Below are 12,952 nucleotides of genomic sequence, written 5' to 3'. Positions count from 1 at the left end.
CGCCCGCCTACTCCCTCGCCCCGTCGAGGAACGCGCGCAGCAGCTCCTCCTGGCGCGCGAACATCTCGCTCTCCGTGCGCCCCGCATCGATCGGATGGTCGTAGCCGAGGACGTGGAGCGTGCCGTGGATGGCCAGCCGCAGCACCTCCTCCGCCGGAGTGGCGCCGAACTCGGCCGCCTGCCGCACCGCCTGGTCCACGCCGACGTAGACATCGCCCAGCGGCGGATCGCCATCCTCGTGCAGCGCGAAGGAGATGACGTCCGTGGGCCCCTCGTGCTGCAGGTAGTCCTGGTTCAGCGTCGCGATCTCCTCGTCCCCCACCAGCGCGACCGAGATCTCCGCCGCCGCGAGGCCTTCTGCGGCCAGCACGTGACGCACGGCGGCCCCCACGCGCTCCGGCTGCACCGGCGGCGTCACCCCTTCCCCGACGCTGACCTCCACCTCGATCTCGTTCATCGCGTATCCGTACAGCAGTCGCGGAAGTTTCCCGCCCGGGAGTTCCGGGTCACTCCCGGGGGTGATTTCCAGCCGATCCGTCGCGACGATCACACCGCGCGACCACTTTTTCGCGCGAACCCGGGTTCCGAGGAGACCGCAAGATCGCCAACTGCGTCATCAGGAGAGTGGTCGTCCTGGCACGGCGCTGGTGCTCTCCGACGTGATCGCTGCCCCGGGAGTGGAGTCGCCCCCTCCCGGCGATCCGATTCGACATGTCGGAAATTTCCGACGTGTCGATCTCGCAACGGCATCCCTAGCTCACGCTCGCGGTCGCGATGCGCTCGAATCTCCAATGTCGCCGCGGCGGCCACGGCCACGGACGATGGTTCGGCATGCACCGCGCTCATCCGATGACGCAGTTGAGAACGGTCCGGCATGCACCGATGCGGGAAGCACCCGGGCAGACCCGACGTGGCTCCGCTCACCGCGCGGATGCGGCGGGCTCGCTCGCGGCGGACGGAGCCGGCGGCGCGGGCGGAGCGGAATCGCCGCCGCCGTTCTTCTCCGCGGGGTAGTCCACGCGGTGGTGGTACATGCTGCCGAGCGCGCGGGCGAGCACCTCCTTCGCCGTCGCGATCTCCTTCAGCGTCAGCGGGCTCTGGTCCAGCTGCCCGGCCGCGATCTTGGCGTTCACGATCCGCTCCACCAGCTCGCGGATCCGCTCGGGCGACGGGTCCTGCATCGCCCGCGCGGCGCTCTCCACCGAGTCGGCGATCATCACCACCGCCGTCTCGCGCGTCTGCGGCTTGGGGCCCCCGTACGCGAAGTCGCGCGCCTCCACACGGCAGTTGGGGTCGCTCTCCTTCGCCTGCTGGAGGAAGAAGGAGATCGGCTGCGTCCCGTGGTGCTGCGCGATGAACGCCTTCACCGCGTCCGGCAGCTTGTGCTGCTCGGCCAGCTTCATCCCCTCCACCACGTGGCTGCGCACGATGGCCGCGCTCATCGCCGGCTTCAGCTTGTCGTGCGGGTTGCGGCCGCGCGGCTGGTTCTCGATGAAGTACTGCGGCTTCACCACCTTGCCGATGTCGTGGTAGTACACGCCCACGCGGGCCAGCAGCGCGTTGGCGCCGATCGCCGTGCACACCGCCTCGGCCAGGTTCGCGACGGAGATGGTGTGCGCGTACGTCCCCGGCGCCTCCATCTGCAGCCGCTGCAGCAGCGGGTGCTTGGGGTCGGCCAGCTCCTGCAGCGTCTGGTTGGTGGTCACCCGCGTGAACCACTCGGCCACGGGAAGGAAGCCCACGGCCAGCAGCGACGAGCCGGTCGCGTTCACCGCGCCCCAGAGCGCCGACCAGCCGATCTCGTGCAGCGTCCACCCCCGCAGCAGGCCGACGGAGAGCGCGGCCGCCGCGAACGCCGTGGCGATCATCCCCACCACGATCCAGGTCTGCACCCGGCGCTGGGCCACGCGCACCCCGAACGCCGCCGCCGCGCCGCCGATCGCCGCCGTGAAGGGCACCGCCACCCCCAGGAACGGCGCCTGCCCGCCCAGCAGCAGCGCCAGCACCAGGGCCACGGGAAGCGCCAGCCGCCCGCCCCACAGCACCGCGATCAGCATCGCCGCGAAGGGGACGGGGATGAGCTCCGGCGGCAGGTCCAGCCGCGCGATCGTCGCCGCCAGCGCGGCCACGACCACCACCAGCAGGGCCACGAAGGCGACGGAGCGCAGGTCGCGGTACAGGTGCAGGCGCGAGTAGCGCAGCAGCAGCGCCACGATGGAGAGCAGCAGCAGGTTGTAGAGGATGGATCCCGCCGCGCGCGCCGGCGTGGGCCGCGCCCGCTCGCCGCCGCCGCTCGCCGAGAGCGCGGCCTGGTAGGCGCGCAGCCGCTCCTCCTCGCGCTCGCCCACCTGCTCGCGCGCGCCCACGATCTTCTCCCCCGCCAGCACGCGCGACTTCACCCGGTCCACCGCCGAGCGCGCCCGCGCCCGCGCCGCCTCGGTGGCCCCCTGGTTCACCGCCAGCGACGGCTGGAACCAGCGCACCAGCAGCAGCCGCTGCAATTCCGCCGCGTCCGCCCCCGCGTCGGCGGGGAGATAGGTCTGCGCGGCGCGGAAGAACTCGTCCGCCGTCACCAGCGAGTCGGCCGGCAGCAGCCGCTCGCCGCCGGCGATCCCGCGCACCCGCACCGCGCTGATCCCGCTCCGCCCCGGCGACCCCGCCGCGATCCCGCGCGGAAGCTGCTCGCGCACCGCCCGCTCCGTCGCCACCTGCAGCGCCGTCCGCCGCGCCGAGTCGGAGAGCACCTCGATCCCCCCCAGCGTGGTGGGCACCCCGCTGCGCGCGAGCACCGCCCGCACCGCCGCGTCGCGCTCGGGAACCGGCAGCGCCGCCGCCTGCGCCGCGGCCGCGAAGAAGCCGCGGATCGCGCCGGCCAGACTGTCCGCCGCCTGCGCCGCGTAGTCGTACACGGGGGGAACGCCGCGCGCCGCCTCGTCCTGCTCGTGGCGCAGCTCTTCCTCGGTCTTGGGGATCTGGAAGGGGATGCGGGCGATGACGTCGGCCGGGGCGACCACGCCGCGCTCGAGGACCACGGGCCCCGGCGAGGCGCCCGAGGGAAAGAGCAGGTAGATGGCGGCCGCCGCGGCCAGGAAGATGGCGGCGCGGGTGGCGTGGTGCAGCAGGCGCGTGCGGCGGCGCCGGGGGTGGTGGGGCTCCCCCGGGTCGCGCGGCACCGCGCGGCGGTCTACGGGCGGCCGTTCGCCGGTGGGCATCAGGCCTCGCCGGCCTCCGGCTCGTGGCCGCTGTGGGCCGCGTACGCCTTGATGATCTCCTTCACCAGCCGGTGCCGGATCACGTCGGTGCCCTTCATGTAGGCGAACGCGATCCCGGGGATCCCCTTCAGCACCTGCTCGATCTCCAGCAGCCCGCTGTCCTCGCGGCGCGGCAGGTCGATCTGCGTCTTGTCGCCCGTGATCACCGCCTTGCTGTTCAGCCCCAGGCGCGTGAGGAACATCTTCATCTGCGCGTTGGTGGCGTTCTGCGCCTCGTCCAGGATCACGAACGCGTCCTGCAGCGTGCGCCCGCGCATGTAGGCCAGCGGGGCGATCTCGATCGCCCGGCTCTCCATCGCTCTCCGCAGCCGGTCGTGGGGGATCATGTCCTCCAGGGCGTCGTACAGCGGGCGGAGATAGGGGTCGATCTTCTCCTGCAGGTCGCCCGGGAGGAAGCCCAGGTTCTCGCCGGCCTCCACCGCGGGACGCGCCAGGATGATGCGCTTCACCCGCTTCTTGAACAGCGCGTCCACCGCCATGGCGACGGCGAGATACGTCTTCCCCGTCCCCGCGGGGCCGATGCCGACCACGATGTCGTTGTCCTCGATGGCCGCGAGGTACTTCGCCTGCCCCTCGCTCTTGGCGCTGATGGTCTTCTTGGGCCCGGGAACGACCACGCGGCCGGCGTCGGCCAGGCGCTCCAGCCCGCCGCCGCCGTCCTGCCGGGCGGTGTCGAACAGGCGGTGGACGTCGTCGGTGCCCACGGGCACGCCGCGGCGCGCCAGCTCGATCATGTGCTGCGCCACGGGCACGGCGCGCTCCACCCCCTCCAGCGGCCCGCTGAGCAGGAGGTGGTCGTCGCGCAGGAAAACGCGGAGGCCGGCCAGGCGGCCGAGCTCCGTCAGGTTCTGGTCGTTCACCCCGCTGAGCGCCAGCGGATCGGCGCCCTCCACGGGAATCCGGTGCTGCACGGCCTGGTCAGGCATCTATCTCAAGTCCTCGTTCTAGCCGATTCACCAATCAACAAAGCAGGGAGACTTACGGCGGTGCGCGCCCGCACCTGCCCTCTCCCCGCGCCTTGGAGCGCTCGCCCTCTCCCGTTCCGGGCGAGGGGGTGCTCCCTCAGCATCCACGCGCCCTGCGGAGCATGGCTCACGAAGATGGCTCCGGCGTGCCGGAATGCCCGCCCAGCTACCTCTCCCGGTACGGGAGAGGTGGACGGCCTGAGCCGGCCGGAGAGGGCGCGATGCCGGACCGGCGCGCCGAAGCCCTCGCCTCCGCCCTTCCCTGTCCCCTGTCCCCTCTACCCTGCCCTCAGGCCAGCACCGTGCCAAAAGCCACGGGGCGAGGCCCGGCCCTGCGCCGGTGCCCCGCCCGCTTCGGTTGCTTCGCCGGAGTCGCAGGAATTGTTACGTCGCAGCGCTGCGAATGTTCACCTCGCGGAGCTGCTCGTCGGCCACCGGCGTGGGCGCGTTCTCGAACAGCGCCCGCGCGCTGGCCGTCTTGGGGAACGCGATCACGTCGCGCAGGCTCTGCCCGCCGGCCAGCAGCATCACCAGCCGGTCGAACCCGAAGGCCACCCCCGCGTGCGGCGGCGCGCCGTAGCGGAAGGCCTCGAGCAGGAAGCCGAACTTGGTCTGCGCCTCCTCGGCCCCGATCCCCAGCGTGCGGAAGATGGCCCCCTGCAGCTCCGGCTCGTGGATGCGCACCGAGCCGCTGGACATCTCCATCCCGTTCCACACCGCGTCGTACGCCAGCGACCGCACCGGCCGCCGGTACAGAGCCCGCGCCGCCTCGGCCGACGGCGTCCCCTCCCGCGCCGCCTCCAGGATCAGCGGGATGTCGTCGGGGTGCGGGCGGGTGAAGGGATGGTGCTCGGACACCAGCCGGTTCGCGTCCGCGTCCCACCCGAAGAGCGGGAACTCCGTCACCCACAGCCACGCCTGCCTGGTCGTGTCGACCAGGTCGAGCTTGCGGGCCAGGTGGCGGCGCAGCTCGTCCAGCGCCGGCTCCAGCCCCGCGCGCACCTCGTGCGTCTCCTCCACCACCGGCGCGCTCCCGCCCGTAGAACCTACGACGGGTCCCACCGCCTCCGGGTCACCGACGCGGAACTCGCCGACGACCGCGACGAACAGGTCGCCGCTCTCCATCCCCACGGCAGAGTAGAACGCGTCGCGCGCGGAGTCGTCCAGCGCCCTGGCGAACTGGCCGCCGAGGCCGTCCTCGCCGCGCTTCACCCACAGCGCGCCGGCCGCCCCCCCGCGCTTCGCCACCTCCTGCAGCTCGTCCAGCTCCTTGCGCGACAGCCGCGCGCCGCCGGGCACGCGGATCCCGCGGATGCGCTGCGCGGTGCCCTGCGTGGCCTGGAAGAGGCGGAAGTCCGCCCCCTGCAAGACAGCCGTCACGTCCACGATGGGCAGGTCGAAGCGCAGGTCGGGCTTGTCGCTCCCGTAGCGCGCCATCGCCTGGGCGTAGGTCAGCCGCGGGAAGGGCGTGGGGATCTCGATCCCCCCCACCTCGCGCAGGACGGCCGCCATCAGCTCCTCGCCCACGCGGAACACGTCCTCCGCGTCGGCGAAGGCCATCTCCATGTCGATCTGCGTGAACTCGGGCTGGCGGTCGGCGCGCAGGTCCTCGTCGCGGAGGCAGCGGGCGATCTGGTAGTACCGGTCGAACCCGCTCACCATCAGCAGCTGCTTGTACAGCTGCGGGCTCTGCGGCAGCGCGTAGAACTCGCCGGGCCAGTTGCGGCTGGGGACCAGGAAGTCGCGCGCGCCCTCGGGCGTGGGCTTGGTCAGCAGCGGCGTCTCGATCTCCAGGAACCCCTGCGCGTTCAGGAACTGCCGCGCGGCCGCCGCCGCCTGGTGGCGGATGCGGATGGCGTGCTGCAGCTCCGGGCGCCGCAGGTCCAGCGAGCGGTAGCGGAGACGGAGATCCTCCGACGGAAGCTCGTCCTTCGCGCCGTAGAACACCTGGATCGGCAGCGGCTCGGCGCGCGTCAGCACCGTCAGCCCCGTCGCACGCACCTCCACGTCGCCCGTGGGCAGGTCCTCGTTGTGCTGCCCGGCGATGCGGGGGAAGACGGTCCCCTCCACCTGGATCACGTCCTCGGGCCCCAGGCGGCGCGCCTCCTCCAGCACCTCGGGCGGCGTCCACGCGGGGTCGAACGACACCTGCGCCAGCCCCTCTCGGTCGCGCAGGTCCACGAAGCACAGGCCGCCCAGGTCGCGGCGGCGGTGCACCCAGCCGGCCAGCGTCACGGCGTTTCCCGCGTCGCCCGCGCGCAGCGAGCCGGCCAGGGACGATCGGTACGAAGTCGGGTTCTCGAAGCTCATGTCGCCGAAGCCTCCGCCGTCCGGTGCGCGGCGCCGTTGCCGCCGCGGCCGCGCCGCAGAGTGAAGAATCGTTGGATGAAGACGCCCGCCAGCACGCCCGTGGCGTCGGCGAGCCAGTCGTGCACGTCGCTGTTGCGGCCGGGAACGAACACCTGGTGCACCTCGTCGCTCGCGCCGTACAGAAGGCCCAGGGCGATGGCGATCCACATCCCCCGCCCGCGCACCCCCGCCGCCCGCGCGAGCAGGAAGCCGCCCGCGGCGTACCCCAGCGCGTGCTGCAGCTTGTCCCACCCCAGCGGCCCCGGCGGCTCGGGCAGCGTCTGCCGGGACGAGAGGAAGAAGATCAGCGCGGCCCACAGGGCCGCGGGAAGCCAGCGCGCGGCGATGCGTTTCACGCGCTCTCCGACTCGGCCACCACGGCCATGAACTCGTCCGCCGTGGCCGCCGCGTTCAGCCGCTCGCGCAGGTCGTCGCGCCGCACCAGCCGGGAGATGCGCGACAGCGCCTTCACGTGCGCCCCCGCGGCGCTCTCGGGGCCGACGAGCAGGAAGAAGAGGCGCACCGGCTGCCCGTCCAGCGCCGCGAAGTCGATCGGCGCCGATGCCACGCCGGCGGCCACCACCAGCTCGCCCACGCCGTCGACCTTCCCGTGGGGAATGGCCACGCCGCCGCCGATCGCGGTGGTCAGCTCGTCCTCGCGCCTGTGCACGGCGCGGAGCACCGCGGCCGGGTCGGCCACCACGCCCGCGGCCGCCAGCACCCCCACCAGCTCCTCCAGCACGGCGTCCTTGGTCCGTGCGGCAAGGGGCACCTTCACGCGCTCGGGGGTCAGCAGCTCCGTCAGCAGCACTCTTCGGTTCGGCGGCGTGGTGGATGCCGGAAACGGTCCGGCCACGCCTGGGAGCGTGGCCGGTGCGGACCTTGCAAACCTAACGCCCGCCCGGTGCCGCATCAAGCACGCCCGGAACCGTTTCGCCCCCGCGGGGAATCAGGGGAAACGAAGTGCGTGAGTGCGGAAGTGCGTGAGTGCGTTCGCCTGTGATAGATTTGTCTCGCGGCACTCGGCCGGCATCACTTGGGACTTGGGACTCAGGACTTAGGACTTCTTTCGTCGATGACCGTCACCGCCACGATCAAGCCCGACCTCGCCGGCCTTCTTCCCGAAGACGCCGAGGCCATGCTGAAGCAGCACTTCGCCGAGCGCGGCCAGGCCAAATACCGGGCCGGGCAGGTCGCGAAGTGGCTGTACGAGCGGCTGGCGTCCGGCTTCGACGAGATGACGGACCTTCCCGCGGCCGAGCGCGAGGCGCTGAAGGAGAAGTTCGAGCTCTCCTCGCCCGCCGTGGCCAAGCTCTCGCGCTCGGTGGACGGCACCGCCAAGCACCTGTGGCGGCTGAAGGACGGCGAGCTGATCGAATCGGTCCTCATCCCCACCCCTTCGCGGCTGACGCTCTGCATCTCGTCGCAGGCGGGGTGTGCCATGGCGTGCTCGTTCTGCGCCACCGGGTGGGCCGGGTACCGCCGCCAGCTCGGCGCGGGCGAGATCGTGAGCCAGTACCGCGGCGCCCGCCGCTGGGCGCGCGAGAACGGCTACGGCGAGATCAGCAACATCGTGTTCATGGGGATGGGCGAGCCGCTCATGAACCCGAAGTCGCTCTTTCCCACGCTGGCCATCCTGAACCGCGGCTACGGAGTGGGCGCGCGCCGCATCACCGTCTCCACCGTGGGCGTGGTCCCCGGCATCCTGCAGATGGCGGAGATGCCGGAGCAGTACCGGCTGGCCGTCAGCCTCCACGCGCCCAACCACGAGCTGCGCCAGAAGCTGATCCCCCTGGAGAAGAAGTATCCGCTCCCGGTCCTGCTCGACGCGCTGCGCAAGTTCGACGAGGCGGGGGGGAAGCGGATCACCTTCGAGTACGTGATGATCGACGGCGTCACCGACCTTCCCGGCCTGGCCGAGGAGCTGGCCGGCGTCATCGGCGAGTTCAACGCGTTCGTGAACCTGATCCCCTTCAACCCCATCCCGGGGACCGACTGGCAGCCGTCGAAGCGCGCGCGGCTGACCGAGTTCGTCGACGTGCTGGAGGCGCGCGGCATTCCCGCCGCCGTGCGCGAGAGCCGCGGCCGTGACATCGCCGCCGCCTGCGGCCAGCTCCGCGCCGAGGCCACCGAGGGCCGCAAGCCGGTGCAGATGGGCTCCATCTGACGCCGCCGCGGGCGTGGACGGGCGGCGCTTCGCGTCTCCCGCTCCCGCCGCCTGCCGCGGTTGACGTCGTCCGCGGCCATTTCCAGATTCCGCGCACCCGCCCCCCACCCTTTGATCCCGCGCGCGATCCCCATGTCCCGGCTTCTCCGCTCCCCTGGATCGAGATGTCGATGAAGCGCCGGGTCGTGGTCGTCACGCGCGGCGGCGTGCAGGTCGCGCGCATGCTGGCGCGGCTGGACGCGCGCGGCGCCCGCCCCGCGGCCGTGCTCGTCTACGTGGACGGGCCCGCGCGCACGGGCGCACCCGGCGCGATCCGCCGCGCGCTGCGGTGGGCGCGCCGCCGGCTGCGGGCGTGGCGCGCGGCGCGAGAGCTCCGGGGGGCCGCGACGGTTTCCGTCACCGGACCGCTGAACGGGGCGCGGATGGTCCGCGACCTCCGCTCCCTGGCGCCCGACGTCCTCCTCCTCGCCGGCTGCGGCGTGGTGGGCGACGAGATCCTCGCGGTTCCGCGTGAAGGAACGGTGAACGTCCATCCCGCGCTCCTCCCGTGGATCCGCGGGAACGGCCCGGTGGAGAACTCCGTCCTCCGCGCGGTGCCGCCCGGCTGCACCGCGCACCGGGTGGATGCGGGGATCGACACCGGGCCCATCATCTCCCGCCGCCTGGTCCGCCTCGCGGGCGGCGAGACGCTGGGCGACCTCCGCCGCGCGGCCGGCGCGCTGTGGGTGGAGATGGCGGCGGAGATCGCGGCGGCCGCGGCGGCGGGGCCCCTCCCCGCGGGAACGCCCCAGCACGAGCGGCACCCGCTCTGCCGCGCGGTGACCGACCCCGCCGCGCTCGCCGCCGCCGAAGCGGCCGCCGCCGCGGGCGCGCCGAAGATCGTCTTCGACCGGTGGGCCGCGCGCTGCGACCCCGGCGACCTTTCCCTCGCTCCGGATGCCCTCGCGCCGGGGCCCACCGATCTCCATCCCGCCGGCACCCCAGCCCGATGACGGCCACGCTCCCCCCCGACGCTCCGCCCGCCGCGGCCCAGGCGCTGCTGGAAGACGGCTCGCTCGCCATCGTCGCCGATCCCGGCCTGCGCGAGCTGGCGGAGCCGTGGATGCCGCGGCTGGACCGCCCGCTCGTCTCCGCCGCCTCCGCCGCCGCGCTGATCCGCGTGGAGGCCGGAGAGCCGGAGGTGGCCCGCCCCGGCGGCGAGCCCAACATGGAGATGTGGGGGGTGGGGGGATGGGTGCTGGACGGCGAAGTCGTGATCGCCGGGGCGGAGGGGCGAATCGGGGGGCGCGTGGAGCTCGCCGCCGGCCGCGCCACCCTCCACATCGATGCCCGCGGCGAGGCACCGGCGATCGTGGAGGTTTCCTCCGCGCTGACCATCGCTGCGGCGCTCCTGCTGGGGCGCCTGGGCCGCCCGCTGGTGCACGGCGCCGCGGTGGTCGCCCGGGGAGGCGGCGCCTGGCTGCTGGCCGGCGGGAGCTTCAGCGGCAAGACCACCACCTGCGTGAACCTCATCCGCGCCGGGTGGGACTGGCTCTCCGACGACCACGTGGTGCTGCAGCACGCCCCCGGCGGCGCCCTCCGCGCCGAGGGGTGGCCGCGCCGCTTCAACCTGGACCACGGATACGCGGCGGGAAGCTCGGCCGGCGTCCGCTCGCGGGTGGACCCGGAGGGGTTCGGCCCGGGGCGGTGGCGCCGCACCGCCCCGCTGGCCGGGCTCATCTTCCCGCGGGTCGAGGCGGATCTGCCCACGGCGGTCGAGCCGCTGCACCCGGCCGCCGCGCTGGCCCAACTCCTGCGGCACACGCCCTGGCTGCTCGCCGACGCCGGCGCGGCGGGTCCGCTGCTGGGCCTGCTCCAGGCCGCCGCACGCCTCCCGGCGTTCGACCTGCGGCTCGGCCGCGACAGCTACTGCAACGTGAAAACGTTGCAGATGGCGCTTTCCCCGGTGTTCGGCGTCTCCTGACGTCGTGCGAAGTCGCAAAGGGGCGCCCGCAGGTGCACCCGAGCTTGACCGCGGCCCAATCTGTTCCTAATGTTGGAGTTGGACTTGTGCCCCGCCCGTTGGACTCCGTTCGCGCAGTACAGTATTCACTTCCTTCGTTGTGAGCTGAGATGCCCGAACAGCACGCCCATGCACCCGTCGTACAGCGCGCCCCGGCGCAGGCTCGCAAGCCGTTCGTGCGGCCCTCGGTCGAGGACCTGGGTGGCCTCACGCTGGTCACGCTGACCGTAAGCGTTCCGGTCGGCCCCTGACGCGCTGCTTCAGCGGGCGGTAGCGTACGCCGCTGCCGCCCGCCTCTGGTTCTCGCCTCTCTCCTTCTGACCGGCGCTTCTGCGCTGTCGCTCGTGGTGCTCGGAGAGCACACCCGCAACCGATGGTAAACCCCATGCGCTTCGCCTCGATCCGTGCCGCGTTCGTCCTGGTGGCGTTCGCCGCGGCGGCCTGCACGCAGGACCGCACGCTCACGGGCACCACTCCTCCCGACACGGGCGGCCCCAAGACGCCGCGCGTGCTGGGGGTGTACGAGATCACCATCACCGGCATCGGCACCGACCAGATGACCTCCACGGCCACGCCCATGCGCCTTCCGGGCGAAACCGGCGCGATCTCGGCGTCGCTGAACCCGGTGGCCTCGGGGGTGGGCCTCGAGTCGGTGAACACGGGCTCGTTCTCGGACGGCAGCCGCACCGGCGGCGGCCAGCGCTACCTGGTATCGACTTTCCGGGTGCGCAACGGCACCGCCGCGCCGCTGAACAACCTCACCCTCATCATGGCCAGCACCACGGGAACCATCGCCGGCACCCCCGTGTCGGTGCTGCGCAAGTTCGACAACACCAACGCCGACCCCACCATCGCGCCGTTCATCGCGCCCTCGGGCGCGGTGGCGCTGGGGACCGACTTCGTGACCATGCTGGCGCCGTATCCCGACGTGCTGCAGGCGTTCACCGAGGCCGAGGTGGCCGCCATCGCCCCGCCCGCCGGGGTCACCAGCATCTTCCCGTACGGCTTCGTGGTCCGCAACAAGAACACGAACGCCAACCGCACCCTCCCGTCGGCCGCCGCCGACCCCAACCAGTGGGACGGGCTGCTCACGGTGGCGTTCCGCGTTCCGCTGCAGTCCGTGGCCGCGAACGACGTGTTCACGCTCTCGTTCCAGGCGGTGATCGTCGAGGACACCGAGACGCGGATGACCGAGAGCATCGAGGAGGGCCAGGACACGGCCGCCGTGCGCCGCCTGCGCGACCGCGCCACGTCGCTGGGGGCCACCACGGTCACGGTGCTGAACGGGAGCCCGGTGATGGACGCGGCGGTTCCCGACTACCCCGGGCAGCGGCAGATCTGCGGCCTGCGCATCGCCGGCACCGCGGCGTCGCCCACCCGCACCATCGTGACGCCGGGGGCGTACGCCGGGCTCATGATCCTGCGCCCGAGCGAGACCGTGGACGCCTGCGCCGCGTACTTCCGCGGAGGCACCCCGGGGCGCCCGGCCACCAACGTGCCCTTCACCGTGACGGTGAAGGCGATGGACCGCTACGGCAACGTGAAGACCGCGCAGGCCGACACGGTGCACCTGACCGAGTTGGGCCCGCCGGCCACCCTGGGCGCCGCGGCCGCGCTGGTGTCGGGGAGCGCCAACCAGGTGGTCACCTACACCGGCTACGGCAGCAGCACGCTGAGCGCCGTGGGCCGCCGCCTGACGGGCACGCAGCTCATCGACGTGGCGGGCGTCACGCGCACCTGGACGGCCGGCGCGGGGACCACCGACTGGTTCACCAACAACAACTGGAGCCCGGCCGCGGTGCCCATGTCGCTGGACTCGGTGGTGATCCCGGTGGCCGCGCCGCTGGACCCGTCGCTCGCGGCCAACGTGCAGATCGGCGGCGTGACGGTGGAGGACGGGGCCCTGATCGCGCTGAACGCCTTCGACATGAACGCCAGCGCCAACGTGACCGCGGGGCTTACCGGCGGGATCACGAACACCTCGGGGCGGCTGTTCCTGTCCGGCGTCGCGCGCACGGTGCAGGGGAAGGTGCCCACCCTGCGGGTCACGGGCACCTACTCGCTCACCGGCAACGTGAACGCGCGCGCCGCCATCCAGGTGGATGCCGGACGGCTGACGGTGTCGGGCTTCCGCCTGCAGGCGGACTCCAACTGAACCTTTCGGCGCGCGGGCCCCGCCGCCCGCGCGCCTCCCCCA

The 12,952-nt window shown here is 72.9% G+C and carries 10 protein-coding genes; 4 read left to right on the top strand and 6 right to left on the bottom strand.

The window, feature by feature from the left end; genetic code table 11:
* Window positions 1–7: 7 nt before the first annotated feature.
* From ybeY to VLK66_RS01725, 6 genes are all read right to left on the bottom strand, one after another.
* Window positions 8–457 (bottom strand): rRNA maturation RNase YbeY, encoded by a 450-nt coding sequence (gene ybeY / locus VLK66_RS01750; RefSeq protein ID WP_325307360.1) that lies wholly within the window; start codon window positions 455–457, stop codon window positions 8–10.
* A 463-nt stretch (window positions 458–920) separates the two neighbouring features.
* Window positions 921–3,212 (bottom strand): HDIG domain-containing metalloprotein, encoded by a 2,292-nt coding sequence (locus VLK66_RS01745; protein WP_325307359.1) that lies wholly within the window; start codon window positions 3,210–3,212, stop codon window positions 921–923.
* On the bottom strand, window positions 3,212–4,198 hold the full coding sequence (locus VLK66_RS01740) for a PhoH family protein (protein WP_325307358.1): 987 nt from the start codon (window positions 4,196–4,198) through the stop codon (window positions 3,212–3,214). Before VLK66_RS01740 ends, VLK66_RS01745 begins: the two co-directional genes overlap by 1 nt.
* Before the next feature lie 423 nt (window positions 4,199–4,621).
* On the bottom strand, window positions 4,622–6,547 hold the full coding sequence (gene aspS, locus VLK66_RS01735; RefSeq protein WP_325307357.1) for an aspartate--tRNA ligase: 1,926 nt from the start codon (window positions 6,545–6,547) through the stop codon (window positions 4,622–4,624).
* Complete coding sequence (locus VLK66_RS01730; RefSeq protein WP_325307356.1) at window positions 6,544–6,942, bottom strand: VanZ family protein; 399 nt, start codon at window positions 6,940–6,942, stop codon at window positions 6,544–6,546. Before VLK66_RS01730 ends, aspS begins: the two co-directional genes overlap by 4 nt.
* Complete coding sequence (locus VLK66_RS01725; RefSeq protein ID WP_325307354.1) at window positions 6,939–7,397, bottom strand: PTS sugar transporter subunit IIA; 459 nt, start codon at window positions 7,395–7,397, stop codon at window positions 6,939–6,941. The genes VLK66_RS01730 and VLK66_RS01725 overlap by 4 nt, the downstream gene beginning before the upstream one ends.
* A 264-nt stretch (window positions 7,398–7,661) precedes the next feature.
* On the opposite strand from VLK66_RS01725, the gene rlmN reads away from it, so the two are divergent.
* The 4 genes from rlmN (at window position 7,662) to VLK66_RS01705 (ending at window position 12,910) form a co-directional block, all read left to right on the top strand.
* Window positions 7,662–8,753, top strand: coding sequence for a 23S rRNA (adenine(2503)-C(2))-methyltransferase RlmN (gene rlmN / locus VLK66_RS01720; RefSeq protein ID WP_325307352.1), 1,092 nt, complete (start codon window positions 7,662–7,664; stop codon window positions 8,751–8,753).
* Window positions 8,754–8,923: 170 nt separating this feature from the next.
* Window positions 8,924–9,745, top strand: a complete 822-nt coding sequence (locus VLK66_RS01715) for a formyltransferase family protein (protein ID WP_325307350.1) — start codon at window positions 8,924–8,926, stop codon at window positions 9,743–9,745.
* The gene (locus VLK66_RS01710; RefSeq protein WP_325307348.1) at window positions 9,742–10,716 is read left to right on the top strand and encodes a hypothetical protein; all 975 of its coding nucleotides are present in this window, start codon (window positions 9,742–9,744) and stop codon (window positions 10,714–10,716) included. Before VLK66_RS01715 ends, VLK66_RS01710 begins: the two co-directional genes overlap by 4 nt.
* A 424-nt stretch (window positions 10,717–11,140) precedes the next feature.
* The gene (locus tag VLK66_RS01705; protein WP_325307347.1) at window positions 11,141–12,910 is read left to right on the top strand and encodes a hypothetical protein; all 1,770 of its coding nucleotides are present in this window, start codon (window positions 11,141–11,143) and stop codon (window positions 12,908–12,910) included.
* Window positions 12,911–12,952 lie beyond the last annotated feature (42 nt).

The sequence above is a fragment of the Longimicrobium sp. genome (assembly GCF_035474595.1).
Taxonomy (GTDB): domain Bacteria; phylum Gemmatimonadota; class Gemmatimonadetes; order Longimicrobiales; family Longimicrobiaceae; genus Longimicrobium.
The sequence above is the reverse complement of the archived record's forward strand: the minus strand, read 5'-3'. Positions and strand labels throughout refer to the sequence as shown.